Below are 17,006 nucleotides of genomic sequence, written 5' to 3'. Positions count from 1 at the left end.
AGGAACCTGGCTGGAAGGCGCACCTGTACGCGCCTGGTTCGAGGTACGGGGGCGGGCAATGGGGTCGAGGAACGGACACGGCCGGCCGGGGAGCCGGGTACGGCGGGGGCTGCCGGTGAACCGGCCGGCCGACACAGGGGAAGCCTGTTCCCCCGACCCCATTGCCCGAACCGTTCAGGGAGTGAACGGAGTGGCACGAGAACGCGGCGGCGATCTCGAATTCGCCGATCTCTCTCCGCGTGAACAGAAGAAATGCATCCGCATTTACACGGCGGAATTAGACGGTGATCAATTCCGTAAGGCAAATGACTTCGTGCATTACGGCCATGTGCTGTGGGGGCCGTATTTCTTCATGTCCTACGACGCCTCGGTGATGGCCCGCGCCGCGCTCACCGCCCTGCGCAGGGCGTGGTTCCTGCGCCGCGTCACCGCCCGGCACGGCGGAGCCCGCCTGCCCTGGCCGCCCGACCTCGACGGCTAGTCCCCTCCGCAGAGCGCCCGCGCGAGGGCCTGTGACACGGGCGCCCCGGTCAGCTGTTCCACGAAGAGGAACGAGCCCTGGGGGTTGATCTCCAGGAAGACGTACTCGCCCTCGGGCGTCAGCCGCAGGTCGGCGGCGCCGTAGCGGAGCCCGAGCCGCTCGCGCAGGGTGTGCAGGCCCGACTCGACCTCGGGCGGAAGCTCGTACGGGGTGAAGCGGACCGTCTGGTCCAGCCGCCAGTCGAGGGGGCTGGAGCCCTCCTGGCTGTGGATCGCGGTGCCGAAGGTCCGCCCGCCGACCATCGTGACGCGCAGGTCCAGCGCGGCCGGGACCAGGCGCTGGAAGAGCGTGGCCACCGGCACGCCCGCGCGCAGGGCGGCCAGGTCTGCCCGGCGCACCCTGCGGGTGGGCAGCGGCGTGCCGAGCGTGAGCGCGGGGCGCGCGGCGACCGCCTTCACCACGACCCGGCCGTCCTGCCGCTCCCAGAACCCGGCCAGCTCCTCGGCGTCGCTGCTCACCAGGGTGGGCGGCACGGTCAGCCCGGCCGTGTGCGCGAGGGCGAGCTGACGCATCTTGTGATCGGCGGCGGCCTCGGCGACGGGGGAGTTGAACCAGCGTGCGGGGCCGGCGAGCAGCGAGCCCACCAGCGGCGCCTCCGCCTCGGCCCGCGCGAACTCGGCGTACCGCGCGCCGAGCGCCTCGGGCGCTCTGAGCAGCGTCTCCACGATCCGGCCGTCCGGCGCGCGCCGCATCCCCGGGCGGTAGAGCACCCCGCCCACGTCCCGTACCGGAAACCGGGTGTCGCCCCAGGCCAGCCAGGGGTCGCCGGGGTCGGTCAGGTCCCAGGTCAGCCGGAGCCCGCGGCGCAGTCCGTCGTCGTCGACGAAGACCACCCGCCCGTCGGGAAGGTGCCGGCGCACCGCCAGCGCCTCGGCGTGGTCGCTGCGGCTGAGGATGAGAACGCGGGCCGTGCCGCCCATTTCCTGGTCCCCTCGTGTCGTCTCGGAGGCCCCGCGGCCGGGTGGGGCTCCGGCGTGCGCACCCCCGTTCGAGTCGCACGCCGGAGCCCCGGGCGGCCGGTGGCCGGCTCAGATGGTCGGGCCCTCGAACGTCAGGCCCGACGCGCCGTCGGCGAGCGCGGCGTCCGTCAGCGTCTCGACGTCGATCTCGGCGCCGGCGTACCGGGACCGGATGCCCTCGGGCAGCCGGACCGTCGGTGAACCCGCCAGCAGCACCACGAAGGGCTCCGCCCGCAGCGATTCGTTCATCCTGGTGTTCCTCCTCCCTCTTCCTCGGTGGTCCGCGGACCTTCTTCCTTCAGCCAGCCCGAGGAGAGCACCATGCGCTCGCCCCGGGTGACTTCGGTGACCGCGTGCCAGGCGTCCCAGGGGAACAGGACGACGTCCCCCGCCCGCGCGGCCACGGTCTGCTCGGTGGGGGTGCGCACCTGGAAGGCACCGCCCTCGAAGTCGATCCCGCGCCGGGACAGGTGCAGGACGGCGATGACGGGCGGGGCGCCCGGCCCCGTGTCCGTGTGCCAGTCGATGCGGCCGCCGCTCGGCATGCTGATCAGCGAGGTGCACAGGCGCTCCCGCGACCGCCGCTGGCCCGCTCCCCCCGGGAGCCGGCCGGCCACCCGGCCGCGGAAGTCGGTGAACCTGCGCACCAGCGGGGCGTGCGGCACGGCGTCGTGGCACCGGGCCACGTACGTCAGCATGCGCACGCCCGCGCTGGGGCCCGTCGCCTCCCGGTAGAACACCGGGCTGCCCGACCAGACGGTCGTGCCCACGGGCGCGGGCTCGCGCTCCCGGGAGATCTCCCGCTCCAGCGCCTGTCGCAGGACGGTCGTCTCCGCGTCCGAGAACAGACCCCGTACGACACTGAATCCACGCCGGTCCCAGAAGCGAAGAGTTTCGTCAATTTTGCTCTCGTAAAGATCTGTCAAGTCGATCCCCCCTAATACCAGGAGACGGTATCGCCGGAAAATGCGGCCCACAAGTCCTCGCCGGAATATGGCGCCCGGAATACGGGGCGGGATAATCTGAAGGCGGTGCCAGGGCGTCATCGTGGGGGGAATCATGCGCTGTCCGGTGAGGCATCCGGTCGTGCTGCTGCCGGGAATTCTCGGCAGTGTGCTGGAGGGGCCCGCGGGTCCCCTGTGGGCGCCGGGACTGCCGGTGCTCAGGGCGCTCGCAGCGCTGCGCGACCCGGGGGCCGCCGGACACCCGCTGAACCCCGATCCGCAGGGGCCGCCGGTCACGGCGTCAAGACTCTTTCCCGACGTCGCCGTGCTGCCCGGCCTGATCAGGATCAGGGGCTACTCCCAGACCGAGGCATGGCTGCGCAGACACTTCGCCGTCCACGACGTCCCCGGCGGCGGGCTGCTGACCTTCCCCTACGACTGGCGGCTCGACAACCGGGTGCACGCGCACCGCCTCGCCAAGGAGATCGACGCCCATCTGCGGGCGTTCCGCGAGCGCACCGGGGCCGGGGAGGCCAAGGCGGTCATCGTGGCCCACAGCATGGGCGGGCTGATCGCCCGGTACTACCTGGAGGTGCTCGGGGGCTGGCGGGACTGCCGGGCCCTGATCACCCTCGGCACCCCGCACCGCGGCTCCCCGCGCGCCCTCGACGCGCTGGCCAACGGCCACCGCCATCTGCCGGGCGTGGCCGCGCTCACCCGCCGGCTGCCCTCGGTCCACCAACTCCTGCCGGTGTACCCGGTCCTGGACGCCGGACCGGGTCACCGCCGGCTCGCCGAGGCCGGCCCGCTGCCCGGTCCGGATCCCGAACTCCTCGCGGACGCGGTGGAGTTCCACCGTGAGATCGAGACGGCGACCGGCGGTCCCGCCCAGGGGCCGCGGGTCCTCGTGCCGGTCGTCGGCACCGGTCAGCGCGCGACGCTCCAGTCCGCCCGGCTCGACGGCGGTGCGGTGCGCTGCACGACCGACCCGCCCGGACCCCGGGTCCCCGCCGAACTCGCCGACGGGGACGGCACGGTGCCCCGGCTCTCCGCCATGCCGGCCCGGCTGCCGGAGTACCGGTGCCGCTTCGTCGCGGAGGCGCACGGCGCCCTCCAACTGCCCAGGGTGCTGACCGGACAGCTCCTGGAGCTCGTGCGCCACCTCCAACTCCCCGACCTGCGCGACATCCTGGGCCCCGCAACCGCGCCCGCCGCCCCGGTGCCGGCCGCGATCAGCAGCGAACTCGACGACGCCTACCCGGGCACCGCCCCGGTCCTGCTGCGCGCCCGCGCGGTCGGCGGAACCCGGCCGCCCACCCGCCTGCACGCCTCGGTCACCGGCGACGACGGGGCGGCGTACGAGGTGGACCTGCGCCGGACCTCGGAGGTCGGGGACACCTGGTACGAGGCCGAACGCACCCTGCCGCCGGGCCTGTACGGCGTCCTGCTCACCGCCGACTCCGGCGCCCCCGAGCCCGATCCGGTGCGGGACTGCTTCGCGGTCCTGCCGGACGGCGCGGAAGACCGGGGCCCTTCCGGCGGATCCCCGTACCGGGCGTCGCGAGGCCACGGATCCGCGTCGGAACGGCCCTAGGGGCGCCGCCGTGCGGGACCTCGTCTGGTACCGGGGGTCGGACACCTCGCTGGCCGCCCTGGTCAGCGCGGACGCCCGGCATCTGCTCGGGGACCTGGGGACCGGGCCCGACCCGGACACCCCCGAGCACATCGTGCCGCTGGTGCGCGCGCTGTACGAGAAGCTGTCGCGGCGGGGCGTCAGCTGGTCGCCCAAGCCGTTCCGGGTCTCGGAGGTCGAGCACGGGGTGCGTTCGGCCTCCGCCGTCCTGGAGGGTGACCGGCGGGCCTCCTGCCTGGACATCTCCCTGCTCTTCGCCGGCTGCTGCCTGGGCTACGGACTGGTGCCGCTGCTCGTCGTCCTGGAGACGCACGCCCTGGTGGCGGTCTCACTGCGGCACCGCATCGACCCGACGGCACTGGAACAGCGCACCGAGATCAACGTCGGCGGGGTGTGGCGGGCGCACCAGGAGGCCGCCTTCCGCGCCGAACTGGGCTCCGCCGATGCCGGCAGGTACCTGCTCGTCGAGTGCACCGGCGCCGTCCGGATGGGCGCCCCCGACCACCCCGGCAACCCGGCCACCCCCGAGACCGCGGACCGCGAGGACGGACTGCTCTCCTTCGAGGCGGCCCTCGTCGCGGGCCGCCGCCAACTGGACGTGGCCGACCGCGGGTTCCAGTTCGCCCTGGACCTGTTCGTGCTCCGTGACTACCTGCGCATGGGCGACGCCCCCCTCCTCGGCGGCTACCCCGGCGAACGGCCGGCGGTCGGCGACGCGGTCCGCGCCCTCGCCGCCTTTGGGCCCAGCGGCCTCACCCCCGGACAGCTCGGCACCCTCGCCGACCAGCAGGCCCGCACCCTCCCCGGCTACCAGGCGTACTGCTTCGCCGACTGGCGGCTGCGGCGCGCCGCGCACTTCGACCCCGCGCTGCCCCGGATGACGGTCCTCTCGGAGAGCGAGTACGGCACCCGGCTCACGGCCGCCTCCGAGCGGACCTTCCACAGCCTGACCGATGTGCTGGACACCGCGACCGCCGAGGTGTTCGTGCTGCTCGGCCCGCCCGGCAGCGGCAAGTCGACCCTGCTGCACCAGGCGCGCGCCGAGTACGGTCTGCGGGCCCTGCGCCGGCACGACTCCGCCGTCGCCGTCCTCGCCCCGCTCCGCAACCACCGCTCGGCCGAGCCCCCGCTGCGGTGGCTCGACGGCGTGCTGCGCGGCCGCCACCCCGAACTTCCGCCGCTCACCGACGTGCTCGACCAGGGCAACGTCCTGGTCCTCCTCGACGGCCTCAACGAACTGACCGGCCCGCCCGACCTCCCGCGCGAGGAACTCCTGGCGGGCTGGCGCCGGGCGGTCGAGGAGATCGTCGCCCGCGGCCCCGGCAACCGGGTCGTCGCCTCCTGCCGCAGCCTCGCCTACGACACGGGCCTGGGCGGCGAGGACCACCGCACCGACCACCTCACCCTGCACGCCCCCGCCGCGGAGGACGCCGCCAGGGCCCTGCGGGAGGCACTGCCCGGGCTCGCTCTCACCGAGCCGTGGCTGCGCCAGGCGGTCGGCCTGGCCGGCACCCCGTACACCCTGCGCCTGCTGGCCGAACTCCTGCGCGACGGCGAGGGGATGGCCTCCGACCGGACCCAGCTCTTCGGCGGCATGCTGCGCGCCGCACTGCGCCGCGAGTACCACCGGGACGGCCGGGAGCGGCTGCTGGGCAGCCTGATCACGGACCTGGACCGCCGACGGCTGGCCCGCCCGGCAGCACCCCGCGATCACCGACTGCCCGGCCGGGAGCACCTGTTCCCCGCCTACGAGGAACTCGCGTTCGCGATGCAGCGGCACACCGCGGGCGGGGCAGGCGCCCCCGCGGTCCTGCTGGAGCGGTCCGAGGCGGACCGGCTGCTCGGCCCGAACGCCCCGGCGCTGGTGCGGCTCGGCTTCGATCTGGGCGTTCTCGACGAGGACCTCGACTCGGGCCACCTCGGCTTCACCCACCCCGCGCTCCAGGACTTCTTCTCGGCCCGCGCCCTGGTCCGCCGCGGCGACGTGCCCGGCGTGCTCGGCGGCCGGTCGCCGGAGACGGACGGCTCCGGCGACGCCGCGCCCTGGGAGCCGCTCGGCCCGCTGCCGGCCGACCCCTGGAGCGAGCCGGTCGTCCTCGCCACCGTCATGAGCGACCCGCAGGACGGCCTGGTCGCGCGGATCATGGACGCCGATCCGCTGACCGCCGCCCGCTGCGTCCTGGAGCCGGGGGTGGCGGTGGGTGAACCCCTCAAGGACGAACTGCGCCGCCGGCTGCTCGCCACCATGACGTCCGAGGCCGACCTGCGTCTGCGGGTGACCTCGGGCCTCCTCCTCGGCCGGCTCGGCGACCCCCGGCTGCCCCGGCGCGAGGGCCCGCTCGGCCCGTACATCGAGCCGTCGATGGTCGCGGTGCCCGGTGGACCGGGGCCCGTCGGCTGGATCGGGGAGGCGGAGTCGAGCCCGGTCTCCACCGTCGACGTGGCGCCGTTCGCGCTGGGCCGGCACGCGGTCACCAACGCGGAGTACGCCTGCTTCCTCGACGCCGGCGGCTACGACGACCCGCGCTGGTGGCCGACCCGGGCGGCCCGCCGCTGGCTGCGCGGCCGGGAGACCCGCCACGGGCACCGGGCCCACCTGGAGATCCTGGCGCGCCTGGTGACCGAGGAGGACCTGCTCGACCGGCAGCGGCTGGGCATGCTCTCGCCGGCCGAGCGGGAGGAGATGCTGGAGTACTGCCGCGCCGACCCGGGCCGGCGCGCGCGACTGACCGCCCAGCGCTACCCGGACGTGGTCCTGCGTGCCCCCGAGCACTGGAGCGACCCGCGGCTCAACGGGCCCAACCAGCCCGTGGTCGGCCTGTCCTGGTACGAGGCCACCGCCTACACCCGGTGGCTCGGGGCGCAGACCAACGTCGCCTACCGGCTGCCCACCGAGGCCGAGTGGGAGTCCGCCGCCCGCGGACCCGAGGGCCGGGACCGCCCCTGCGCCGACCACACCCGCCCGGCCCACGCCAACACCCTCGACCTGCGGCTGCGGTGCACCACACCGGTGGGCATGTTCCCGCACAGCGCGGCTCCCTGCGGCGCCCTGGACATGTGCGGCAACACCAACGACAGGACCAGCAGCATCTACGGCCCGCTCTTCACCGACCCGCCCTGGAAGGGCTACGCCTACCCCTACGACGCCGCCGACGGACGGGAGGCCGCGGACACGCCGGTCACCCTGTGGCGGGTGGTCCGGGGCGGCAACTGGCGCCACGCCGACCTCGTCGCCGGGTACCGGGTGGCCGGCAACCCCACCAGCAGGGGCTCGGAGACCGGCCTGCGCCTGGCCGGACCCGTCGAGGCGGCACGGTGACCGGCCCGGCCGAGTTCGACGCGCTGGCCTGGTTCTACGACCGGTACTGGGGCCCCGAATACGCCGCCGCGGTGATCCGCCCGCTGCGCGGTCTGCTGCTGGCACACCTCCCGCGCGGGCGGCCCCTGCTGGACGCCTGCTGCGGCACCGGCCATGTCACCGCGCTGCTCGCCGGGTGGGGCTACCGCACCGCCGGGTTCGACCTGTCGCCGGCCATGCTCGCGCGGGCCCGGGCGAACGTCCCCGAGGCCCGGCTGTGGACCGCCGACGTGCGGCGCTGCGGGGCGCGCTCCGGTGCCTTCGGGGCGGTGGTGTCGACGTACAACAGCCTGGATCACCTGCCGCGCGCCGGGGGCGGTCCGCGGCGGGCGCTCGCCGAGCTGGGCCGGGCGCTCGAACCCGGTGGGGTGCTCTTCTTCGACCTGAACACCGCCGAGTCCGCCGCTCCGGCCTGGCGGGGCTCCTTCGTGGACCGCCGGGCCGACGCGGTCTGCCGCACCGAGTCCGGCTTCGACCCCGTGACCGGCACCGGACGGGCCCGGTTGACGATCACCCGGGAGGGGAAGTCCGAGGAGGCGACCGTCACGCTGACCGTGCACCCCCTCGGGGAGGTCCTCGCCGCGCTGGACCGCGCGGGCCTGCGGTGCCGCCGTGTGTTCACGGCCGCCGAGCTGGGTCTGGGCGCCCTGGGGCCGAGGCTGTTCGTGCTGGCCGAGCGGCCCCGGGAAGAGATTGCATAAACGTGCACTCGCACGTATAGTCATGCCCTCTAGGAGGAGGATTCCATGACGGTACGTGCGGCGGTGGCCGGAGCGAGCGGATACGCGGGAGGCGAACTCCTGCGCCTGCTCCTGACCCACCCGCAGGTCGAGATCGGTGCCCTGACCGGCAACTCCAACGCCGGCCAACGGCTCGGCGCGCTCCAACCGCACCTGCTGCCGCTGGCCGACCGCGTCCTGGAACCCACCACCGCCGAGGTCCTCGCCGGGCACGACGTCGTCTTCCTCGCCCTCCCGCACGGCCAGTCCGCCGCCGTCGCCGAACAGCTCGGCCCGGACGTGCTCGTCGTCGACATGGGCGCCGACTTCCGGCTGACCGACCCGGCCGACTGGGAGACCTTCTACGGCTCCCCGCACGCCGGCACCTGGCCCTACGGCCTGCCCGAACTGCCGGGCGCCCGCGCCGCGCTGGAGGGGTCCAAGCGTGTCGCGGTGCCCGGTTGCTACCCGACCGCCGTCTCCCTCGCCCTCCTCCCGGCCTACGCCGCCTCGCTCGCCGAGCCCGAGGCCGTGATCGTCGCCGCGTCCGGCACCTCCGGCGCCGGCAAGACACCCAAGGCGCACCTGCTGGGCAGCGAGGTCATGGGCTCCATGACGCCGTACGGCGTCGGTGGCGGCCATCGGCACACCCCCGAGATGAGCCAGAACCTCAGCGCCGCCGCGGGCGAGCGGGTCAACGTCTCCTTCACCCCCACCCTCGCGCCGATGTCCCGCGGCATCCTCGCCACCTGCACCGCCAAGGCGAAGCCCGGTGTCACCGCCGAGGCCGTCCGCGCCGCCTACGAGAAGGCCTACGCCGACGAGCCCTTCGTCCACCTGCTCCCCGAGGGACAGTGGCCCGCCACCGCGTCCGTCCACGGTTCCAACGCCGTTCAGGTGCAGGTCGCGTACGACGCGGCGGCCGGGCGCATCATCGCGATCAGCGCCATCGACAACCTGACCAAGGGCACCGCCGGCGGTGCCGTCCAGAGCATGAACCTCGCCCTCGGACTCGACGAGACCACCGGGCTGACCACGATCGGAGTTGCGCCGTGAGCGTGACGGCAGCGAAGGGATTCACGGCGGCGGGCATCGCCGCCGGGATCAAGGAGAACGGCAACCCCGACCTGGCCCTGGTGGTCAACACCGGGCCCCGCCGCGCCGCCGCGGGAGTCTTCACCGCCAACCGCGTCAAGGCCGCGCCGGTCCTGTGGTCCCAGCAGGTCCTCAAAAGCGGCGAGTTGACCGCGGTCGTCCTCAACTCCGGCGGCGCCAACGCCTGTACGGGCGCCAAGGGCTTCCAGGACACCCACGCCACCGCCGAGAAGGCGGCCGAGGCGCTGCACATCGGCGCGGGCGAGGTCGCCGTCTGCTCCACCGGGCTGATCGGCGTGCTGCTCCCCATGGACAAGCTGCTGCCCGGCGTGGAGACGGCCGCCGCCCAGCTCTCCGAGCACGGCGGCGAGAAGGCCGCCATCGCCATCAAGACCACCGACACCGTCCACAAGACCGCGGTCGTCACCAAGGACGGCTGGACCGTCGGCGGCATGGCCAAGGGCGCGGGCATGCTCGCCCCCGGCCTCGCCACCATGCTGGTCGTCCTCACCACCGACGCCGACCTCGACAGCGCCGCCCTGGACGCGGCCCTGCGCGCGGCCACCCGCACCACCTTCGACCGGGTGGACTCCGACGGCTGCATGTCCACCAACGACACCGTGCTGCTCCTCGCCTCCGGCGCGGCCGAAGTCACCCCGGCCGCCGAGGAGTTCGCCGAGGCCGTCCGGGCCGTCTGCGACGACCTGGGCCAGCAGCTCATCCGGGACGCCGAGGGCGCCAGCAAGGACATCCGCATCGAGGTCGTGGGCGCCGCCACCGAGGACGACGCCGTCGAGGTGGGCCGCTCCATCGCCCGCAACAACCTCCTCAAGTGCGCCATCCACGGCGAGGACCCCAACTGGGGCCGCGTCCTGTCCGCGATCGGCACCACCCGGGCCGCCTTCGAACCGGACCGCCTCAACGTCGCCATCAACGGCGTCTGGGTCTGCAAGAACGGCGGTGTCGGCGAGGACCGCGACAAGGTCGACATGCGCTTCCGCGAGGTCCACATCGTCGCCGACCTCGCCGCCGGTTCCGAGACGGCCACCATCTGGACCAACGACCTCACCGCCGACTACGTCCACGAGAACAGCGCGTACTCGTCATGAGCACCACCCGCAAGCACACCGCGCTGCCCAAGGCGCAGATCCTCATCGAGGCGCTGCCCTGGCTGGTCCGTCACAACGGCAAGACCGTCGTGATCAAGTTCGGCGGCAACGCCATGGTCGACGAAGAGCTGAAGTCCGCCTTCGCCCAGGACGTGGTCTTCCTGCACCACGCCGGGCTCAGGCCCGTCGTCGTGCACGGCGGGGGCCCGCAGATCAGCGCCGCCCTCGACCGGCACGGCATCGTCAGCGAGTTCAAGGCCGGCCTGCGCGTCACCACCGAGGACGCCATGGACGTCGTACGGATGGTGCTCGCCGGACAGGTCCAGCGCGAGCTGGTCAACCTGCTCAACGAACACGGCCCGCTGGCCGTCGGACTGACCGGCGAGGACGCGCACACCATCTCCGCCACGAAGCACCGGCCGGAGATCGACGGCGAGTTCGTCGACATCGGGCGGGTGGGCGAGATCACCGCCATCGACACCGGCGCCATCGAGGCGCTGCTCGCCGACGGCCGTATCCCCGTCGTCTCCTCGATCGCCCGCAGCGAGGACGACGGCCACGTCTACAACGTCAACGCCGACACCGCGGCCGCGGCGCTCGCCGCCGCGCTCGGCGCGGAGACCCTCATGGTCCTCACCGACGTCGAGGGCCTCTACGAGGACTGGCCGAACTCCGACGAGGTGATCAGCCGGCTGACCGCCTCCCAACTGGAGAAACTGCTGCCGGAGTTGTCGGCCGGAATGGTGCCGAAGATGGAGGGCTGCCTGCACGCCGTCCGCAACGGCGTGCACACCGCCCGCGTCATCGACGGCCGGGTCCAGCACTCGATCCTGCTGGAGATCTTCACGGACTCGGGCATCGGCACGATGGTCGTGCCCGACGGAACCGAACAGGGGGAGTCGTGAGCAACCAGGAGCTGACCGCCCGGTGGCAGGGCGCGCTCATGAACAACTACGGCACGCCCAAGCTGCCGCTGGTGCGCGGCGAGGGCACCAGGCTGTGGGACGCCGACGGCAGGCAGTACCTCGACTTCGTCGGCGGCATCGCGGTCAACGCCCTCGGCCACGCCCACCCCGCGGTCGTGGAGGCCGTGAGCCGGCAGATCGCCTCGCTGGGCCACGTCTCCAACCTCTTCGTCGCCGAACCCCCGGTCGCGCTCGCCGAACGGCTCCTGCAGCACTTCGGCCGCGACGGCAAGGTCTACTTCTGCAACTCGGGCGCCGAGGCCAACGAGGCCGCCTTCAAGATCGGGCGGCTGACCGGGCGGGGCCATGTCGTCGCCACCCACGGCGGCTTCCACGGCCGGACCATGGGCGCCCTGGCGCTCACCGGCCAGCCCGCCAAGCGGGACCCGTTCCTCCCGCTGCCCGGCGACGTCACCCACGTCCCCTACGGCGACGCGCAGGCGCTGGCCGCCGCGGTCACCGAGGACACCGCGCTGGTCGTGATCGAGCCGATCCAGGGCGAGAACGGCGTGGTCGTCCCCCCGCCCGGCTACCTCAAGGCTGCCCGCGCGATCACCGCCGCGACCGGCGCGCTGCTCGTCCTGGACGAGGTGCAGACCGGCATCGGACGGACCGGGCACTGGTTCGAGTACCAGGCCCACGACGGTGTGCTGCCCGATGTGGTCACCCTCGCCAAGGGCATCGGCGGCGGTCTGCCGCTCGGCGCGACGGTCGCCTTCGGACGGGCGGCGGAGCTGCTCGGGCCCGGCCACCACGGGACGACGTTCGGCGGCAACCCGGTCGTCTGCGCGGCGGGACTCGCCGTGCTGGACACCATCGCGAACGAGGGACTGCTGGAGAACGTCAAGCGGCAGGGCGAGAAGCTGCGCGACGGAATCGAGTCCCTGGGCCACCCGCTGGTCGACCATGTCCGGGGCGCGGGCCTCCTGCTGGGTATCGTGCTCACCGAGCCGCTCGCGCCACAGGTGCAGCAGGCGGCTCAGGACGCCGGCCTCCTGGTGAACGCGCCCGCCCCCGATGTCGTACGACTGATGCCGCCGCTGAACCTGGCGGACGGGGAGGTGGACGCCTTCCTCAAGGCGCTGCCCGGCGTCCTGGACCAGGCCCAAGGGGAGCACGGATGATCCGGAGAATGAAGCGACGATGAGTCAGGCGCAGGATCACGAGCACGCCCAGGGCAGCGGGCCCGCCGTGCCGCAGACCCGAACGGCCCGCCACCGCCGGATCGTTGACATCCTCAACCGGCAACCGGTGCGGTCGCAGAGCCAGCTGGCCAAGCTGCTGGCCGACGACGGGCTGACGGTCACCCAGGCCACGCTGTCCCGGGACCTCGACGAGCTGAACGCGGTCAAGATCCGCAACACCGACGGCGACCTGATCTACGCGGTGCCCAGCGAGGGCGGATTCCGTACCCCGCGCGCGCCGCTGGGCGGGTCGGCGAAGGAAGAGCGCATGCGGCGCCTGTCGCAGGAGCTGCTGATCTCCGCCGAGGCCTCGGCGAACCTCGTGGTCCTGCGCACGCCTCCCGGCGCGGCCCAGTTCCTCGCCTCGGCGATCGACCAGGCGGAACTGCACGACATCCTGGGCACGATCGCCGGCGACGACACCCTGCTGCTGATCAGCCGCGAGCCGACCGGCGGCCAGGCCCTGGCGGAACACCTGCTGCGCCTGGCCCAGAACGGCCACTGAGCCCTGCCGGGCGGTGCGAGGCGGGGGGAACCGTTCGCACGGTTCCCGCCCCCCGCGGCCCGGTGCGGTACCCGCGCCCGGGGGGTTCGCGGGGCTTCGCCCCGGCGGAGGCCGCGGCGAGCTGCTCGAACGGCGCCGCGCCCAGGGGCTGATGGCCCGGCCCGACGGGGTGCGGCGCTCGAATGGTGCCGCACCTAGGGGCGTGTCCCGGCCCGGCAGGGCATCAGCAAGCCGGCGGGGTCCGGTGCGTGCCGGTGCGGTTCTGCGCCCAGGTGCGGTCCGTGATGCCGGCTCGCGCGGTGCGCACGCCGTGGTGCGGTCCGTTGCTGCTCCTACGATGCCACCCGCAGCTCGGGGTCCGGGCTCGTGAGCCTCAGTGACCCAGCGGGGCAGTGCTGTGTGCTGGTGCGGTGTCACATCCCGTGGCCTGTACGGCTTCCGGGCCCCGGCGCAGCCGGTCGCGCCCGCGCCCTCACGTCGCCGAAGCCCGCGTTCCGGGTGGAGGCCCGAGCTCCCGCCGAAGCCCGCATGCCGGGCCGACGCCCGTGCCGCACTCCGAAGACCGTGCTCCTGGGCCGATGAGGGGCCCCGGGCCGACGCTCCCGGCACCAGCCGCCTTTGTGACCCGAGGCCGGACAACCGTGCCCCACTCCGAAGGCCGTGCCCCGCACCGACAACCGGGCCTTGGGCCAACCCTCCTCGGGGGCCGGCCGCGTCCGTGCCCCGGGCCGACAGCCGGGCCCACTCCGAGGGCCGTGCCCCGCGCCGACAACCGGCCCCGGGCCGACACCCCCCGGCACCGGACCGGTTCCGTCCGTGCCCCGCACCGACATCTCCGGCGCCGGCCGCGTCCGTGCCCGTCGCCCCCCCCTTCAGCCGAGGCGGGACGCCAATCCTCCCGTGCAGCGGACCTCGTCGCCTGCCGTGATGAGCAGTGCCTCCACGCCCGGCAGCGCCTCCAGCCAGCGCAGCGCGTCCCGCGAGCCCATCGCGAAGGCGGCCGTCGCCCAGCAGTCCGCCCAGGTCACGGTGGGGGCCACCACGGTCACCGCGAGCAGGTCCGTCACCGCGGAGCGGCCCGTGCGCGGGTCCACGATGTGCGCCCCCCGCTCCGCCGTCCCGGACGTGGCGATCGCCAGCTCACTGGCCCCGGCCGCCGAGATCACCGCCGCCAGCCCTCCGGGCCGCAGCGGGTCCGACACCCCCACCCGCCAGGGCCGGTCGCCACCGGGCACGCCCAGCAGCTGCACATCGCCGCCGCCGTTGACGCTCACCCCGCTCGCCCCGGCCCGCGCGAGCAGCCGTGCCGCCTGCTCCACGGCCCAGCCCTTCACGACCCCGGTCGGGTCCAGGCGCCCCTCGTAGGAGGTGCTGAACCACCCGTCGCTGACCCGGGACGCCTCCGCTCCCAGCTCCAGGACCGCGGCCACCTCGGGGGAGCACTCCGCGAGGGAAAGCTCCCCGCGGTCCAGCCGGGAGATCTCGCTGTCGTCCCGGTAGGTGCTGAACACCTCGTCCACCCGGTGCAGTCCGGCCACGGCCTCGGCCAGCGCCGCGCGCACCGCGTCCGGGTCCCCGCCGCGGACGTCGAAGGAGAAGACGGTTCCCATGACCTCCTCCACATGACGCGTGACGGCGGGAACCTTCGCCGACTCGGTCACGGTCTCAGCCACCGGCCTGGTCCAGTGCCGACTGGAGCGACTGCTTGTAGCCGGCGCTGGTGTAGGTGGCGCCGGAGACCGCGTCGATGTCGGCGCTGCCGGCCGCCACCGCGGCGGCGTTGAGCTTCGGCACGGCGTTGCCGTTGATCCGGGTGCTCTGCCCGCCGCTCGGCGACTGCACGGCCTCCGCGGCCGTGATCTTCCCGCCCTTGACGGTGATCCGCACCTGGACCGGCCCGTACTCCGTCTGCACGGTCTCACCGGTGACGGTCCGCGCCTGGGCGGCACCCGCGTCCCCGGCACCGTCCCCGGCACCCGCACCGTCCCCGGCCCCCGGGTCGGTCCCGGAACCGGAACCCGCACCGGCCCCCGCACCCGCCCCGGCGTCCGCCTCCGAGCCGCCCCCGGCCTTCTCCATCTGGTCCAGTGCCGACTGCAGCGACTGCTTGTACCCGGCGCTGGTGTAGGTCGCCCCGGTGACCGTGTCGATCTCCGCGTTCTGCCCGGCGAGCGCCGCCTGGTTCAGCCGGGGCACCGCCATGTTGGTGACCTCGGTGCTGCGGCCGCCGCTCGGCGCCTGCACCGCCTCCACCTTGGTGATCTTGCCGCCGCCGACGGTGAGCCGCACCTGCACCGGCCCGTACTCCGTCTGCACCGCCTTGCCGGTGACCGTCCCGGCCTGCCCCGAGTTGCCGCCCTGCGCAGACTCCTGCGCCGCCGCGGTCTGCTGGGGTGCCGCGCCCGCCGCCGCCGACGCCGGGTCGGAGGACGGCTTCAGCGACAGCAGCAGCACGATCCCGGACACGGTGGCGGCGCCCGCGAGCACGACACGCCGGATGGGGTGACTCTTCCTCATCGCTTCAACAGCTCCTGAAGTCCCGTCGCTCACATCTCGAACGACTCGTGATGGATGCGGCGGGCGGGCACTCCCGCCCCGCGCAGTGCTTCGTACACGGACTGCGCGAAGCCGGGCGGCCCGCACATGAAGACGTCGTGCTTGTCGATGTCGGGCAGCTTCTGCTGGAGGCGCTCCGCGGAGATGTCGGGACGTTCCCCGTCCGGACTGTTCACCGCGTACATCAGCCGCGCGCCCCGCTCCTCGGCGATCGCGGACAGCTCGTCCCACAGCGCCAGGTCCTGCGTGCTGTTGGCCCGGTACAGCAGGGTGATGTCACCGGAGGCGCCCGGCAGCGTCTCGAACAGCGCCCGCATGGGCGTGATCCCGACCCCGCCGGCCACCAGCAGCACCTTGCCCCGGCTGCGCCGCTGGGCGGTGAGCGCGCCGTAGGGCCCCTCCGCCCACACCTTCGTCCCGGGCTTCAGCTCGCGCAGCCCCTCGCTGTGGTCGCCGATCGCCTTGACCGTGATCCGGAGCATGTCGGGGCGGGGCGCCGCCGACAGCGAGTACGGGTGGGAGCTGAACCGCATCCCCGGCGCCAGGAACCGCCAGCGGAAGAACTGCCCGGCCTCCGCGCCCATCCGGTGCAGCTTGCGCCCGCCGATCAGCACCGACACCACACCGGGCGTCTCCTCGATGACCGCCTCGACGTACATCCGGTGCCGGAGGTTGAGCCGGATCGGGGTGAGGATCCGGTACCAGAGGACCAGCGCGGTGACCACGCCGTACAGCCCGTACCAGAAGGTCTTCGCGGAGGGCTCGACGGCGAACTCGTTGCCGGTGGTGATCTGGTGCCAGAACGTCAGGTACACGGCCGCGTAGGTGAGCAGGTGGACGTGGTACCAGGAGTCGTAGGGGATCCTGCGGCGGATGCCGCCGATCGACAGGAAGGCGATGAGGAACAGCAGTCCCGTGCCGATGGCCGCCTTGCCCATGTCGGGCAGCGTGTTCACCGAGTCGATGGTCTGCTGGACGATGTCGCCGAGCGTCCTGCCCGCCTGGAGCGCGTACGCCCACATGGTGAGGAAGACGTGCGCGATGACCAGGCAGATCGTGTAGCGGCCGCTCATCGCGTGCCAGCGCGCCACCCGGTCGGAGCCCACCCGGCGCTCCAGCGCGGGCACCCGGGCCATCTGGAGCACGACCAGCGCCATCAGGTACCCGGCGAGCAGACCGGTGATCCGGCCCGCGGCGAGGATCCTGGCGGTGTTGTCCGCGAGGGACGGGGTGTTGTCCCACCACAGCCAGAGCACGGCGGCGGCGCCCGCCCACAGGGCGATCACCAGCGGGACGGCCGGGGAGCGGCGCGGACGGATGCGGCGCATCGTCTGGCGGCGGGCGGCACGGCCGCCTGCGAGCGTGGTGGTCACGGTTCCTCCGGGTCCGGACAAGGGGAGTGGCGTGGTCCCTCGGCCCAGAGGTACGTGCGGGGCGG

General features: G+C 73.8%; 15 protein-coding genes. 9 read left to right on the top strand and 6 right to left on the bottom strand.

Going from position 1 to position 17,006, the window contains the following annotated elements; translation table 11 throughout:
* Window positions 1–190: 190 nt before the first annotated feature.
* Window positions 191–481 carry a hypothetical protein gene (locus ABT296_RS22445; protein ID WP_351930009.1) on the top strand — a complete coding sequence of 97 codons (291 nt, stop codon included), beginning with the start codon at window positions 191–193 and terminating at the stop codon, window positions 479–481.
* On the opposite strand, the gene ABT296_RS22440 is transcribed toward ABT296_RS22445, so the two are convergent.
* The 3 genes from ABT296_RS22440 to ABT296_RS22430 all read right to left on the bottom strand — a co-directional run bounded on the left by ABT296_RS22440 (window position 478) and on the right by ABT296_RS22430 (window position 2,426).
* Window positions 478–1,461: an MvdC/MvdD family ATP grasp protein gene (locus ABT296_RS22440; RefSeq protein ID WP_351930007.1), complete on the bottom strand. Its 984-nt coding sequence runs from the start codon at window positions 1,459–1,461 to the stop codon at window positions 478–480. The genes ABT296_RS22445 and ABT296_RS22440 overlap by 4 nt on opposite strands.
* A gap of 108 nt (window positions 1,462–1,569) precedes the next feature.
* Window positions 1,570–1,749 carry a hypothetical protein gene (locus ABT296_RS22435; RefSeq protein WP_351930005.1) on the bottom strand — a complete coding sequence of 60 codons (180 nt, stop codon included), beginning with the start codon at window positions 1,747–1,749 and terminating at the stop codon, window positions 1,570–1,572.
* The gene (locus tag ABT296_RS22430; protein WP_351930003.1) at window positions 1,746–2,426 is read right to left on the bottom strand and encodes a 2OG-Fe(II) oxygenase; all 681 of its coding nucleotides are present in this window, start codon (window positions 2,424–2,426) and stop codon (window positions 1,746–1,748) included. Before ABT296_RS22430 ends, ABT296_RS22435 begins: the two co-directional genes overlap by 4 nt.
* Before the next feature lie 133 nt (window positions 2,427–2,559).
* On the opposite strand from ABT296_RS22430, the gene ABT296_RS22425 reads away from it, so the two are divergent.
* The 8 genes from ABT296_RS22425 to ABT296_RS22390 are packed head-to-tail and all read left to right on the top strand — an operon-like array spanning window position 2,560 to window position 13,012.
* Window positions 2,560–4,038 carry a lipase/acyltransferase domain-containing protein gene (locus ABT296_RS22425; RefSeq protein WP_351930001.1) on the top strand — a complete coding sequence of 493 codons (1,479 nt, stop codon included), beginning with the start codon at window positions 2,560–2,562 and terminating at the stop codon, window positions 4,036–4,038.
* 10 nt (window positions 4,039–4,048) lie between these two features.
* Entirely contained in the window at window positions 4,049–7,396 is a 3,348-nt protein-coding gene (locus tag ABT296_RS22420; protein ID WP_351929999.1) for an SUMF1/EgtB/PvdO family nonheme iron enzyme, read from the top strand.
* Window positions 7,393–8,136, top strand: coding sequence for a class I SAM-dependent DNA methyltransferase (locus ABT296_RS22415; RefSeq protein ID WP_351929997.1), 744 nt, complete (start codon window positions 7,393–7,395; stop codon window positions 8,134–8,136). Before ABT296_RS22420 ends, ABT296_RS22415 begins: the two co-directional genes overlap by 4 nt.
* Window positions 8,137–8,181: 45 nt before the next feature.
* The gene (gene argC, locus ABT296_RS22410) at window positions 8,182–9,210 is read left to right on the top strand and encodes an N-acetyl-gamma-glutamyl-phosphate reductase (protein ID WP_351929995.1); all 1,029 of its coding nucleotides are present in this window, start codon (window positions 8,182–8,184) and stop codon (window positions 9,208–9,210) included.
* Window positions 9,207–10,358: a bifunctional glutamate N-acetyltransferase/amino-acid acetyltransferase ArgJ gene (gene argJ / locus ABT296_RS22405; protein ID WP_351929993.1), complete on the top strand. Its 1,152-nt coding sequence runs from the start codon at window positions 9,207–9,209 to the stop codon at window positions 10,356–10,358. Before argC ends, argJ begins: the two co-directional genes overlap by 4 nt.
* A complete protein-coding gene (gene argB / locus ABT296_RS22400) occupies window positions 10,355–11,263 on the top strand; it encodes an acetylglutamate kinase (protein WP_351929991.1) in 909 nt (302 codons plus the stop codon). The genes argJ and argB overlap by 4 nt, the downstream gene beginning before the upstream one ends.
* Window positions 11,260–12,447 carry an acetylornithine transaminase gene (locus ABT296_RS22395; protein ID WP_351929989.1) on the top strand — a complete coding sequence of 396 codons (1,188 nt, stop codon included), beginning with the start codon at window positions 11,260–11,262 and terminating at the stop codon, window positions 12,445–12,447. The genes argB and ABT296_RS22395 overlap by 4 nt, the downstream gene beginning before the upstream one ends.
* 19 nt (window positions 12,448–12,466) lie before the next feature.
* Window positions 12,467–13,012: an arginine repressor gene (locus ABT296_RS22390; protein WP_351929987.1), complete on the top strand. Its 546-nt coding sequence runs from the start codon at window positions 12,467–12,469 to the stop codon at window positions 13,010–13,012.
* Window positions 13,013–13,884: 872 nt separating this feature from the next.
* On the opposite strand, the gene ABT296_RS22385 is transcribed toward ABT296_RS22390, so the two are convergent.
* From ABT296_RS22385 to ABT296_RS22375, 3 genes are read right to left on the bottom strand one after another with little or no spacing between them, the layout of a single operon-like run.
* On the bottom strand, window positions 13,885–14,685 hold the full coding sequence (locus ABT296_RS22385; RefSeq protein WP_351929985.1) for an FAD:protein FMN transferase: 801 nt from the start codon (window positions 14,683–14,685) through the stop codon (window positions 13,885–13,887).
* Window positions 14,678–15,529 (bottom strand): FMN-binding protein, encoded by an 852-nt coding sequence (locus ABT296_RS22380; RefSeq protein WP_351929983.1) that lies wholly within the window; start codon window positions 15,527–15,529, stop codon window positions 14,678–14,680. Before ABT296_RS22380 ends, ABT296_RS22385 begins: the two co-directional genes overlap by 8 nt.
* Before the next feature lie 29 nt (window positions 15,530–15,558).
* Window positions 15,559–16,941, bottom strand: a complete 1,383-nt coding sequence (locus tag ABT296_RS22375) for a ferredoxin reductase family protein (protein ID WP_351929981.1) — start codon at window positions 16,939–16,941, stop codon at window positions 15,559–15,561.
* Window positions 16,942–17,006: the final 65 nt, after the last annotated feature.

It is taken from the genome of Streptomyces sp. NPDC000983 (assembly GCF_040299205.1).
GTDB lineage: Bacteria > Actinomycetota > Actinomycetes > Streptomycetales > Streptomycetaceae > Streptomyces.
This window is presented reverse-complemented; position numbering and strand designations above follow the sequence as displayed.

Excerpts from the sequence above, each read along its gene's own strand:
- ABT296_RS22440 (WP_351930007.1), bottom strand. The coding sequence starts at position 1,461 with ATGGGCGGCACGGCCCGCGTTCTCATCCTCAGCCGCAGCGACCACGCC.
- ABT296_RS22435 (WP_351930005.1), bottom strand. The coding sequence starts at position 1,749 with ATGAACGAATCGCTGCGGGCGGAGCCCTTCGTGGTGCTGCTGGCGGGT.
- ABT296_RS22425 (WP_351930001.1), top strand. The coding sequence starts at position 2,560 with ATGCGCTGTCCGGTGAGGCATCCGGTCGTGCTGCTGCCGGGAATTCTC.
- argC (WP_351929995.1), top strand. The coding sequence starts at position 8,182 with ATGACGGTACGTGCGGCGGTGGCCGGAGCGAGCGGATACGCGGGAGGC.
- argB (WP_351929991.1), top strand. The coding sequence starts at position 10,355 with ATGAGCACCACCCGCAAGCACACCGCGCTGCCCAAGGCGCAGATCCTC.
- ABT296_RS22390 (WP_351929987.1), top strand. The coding sequence starts at position 12,467 with ATGAGTCAGGCGCAGGATCACGAGCACGCCCAGGGCAGCGGGCCCGCC.
- ABT296_RS22380 (WP_351929983.1), bottom strand. The coding sequence starts at position 15,529 with ATGAGGAAGAGTCACCCCATCCGGCGTGTCGTGCTCGCGGGCGCCGCC.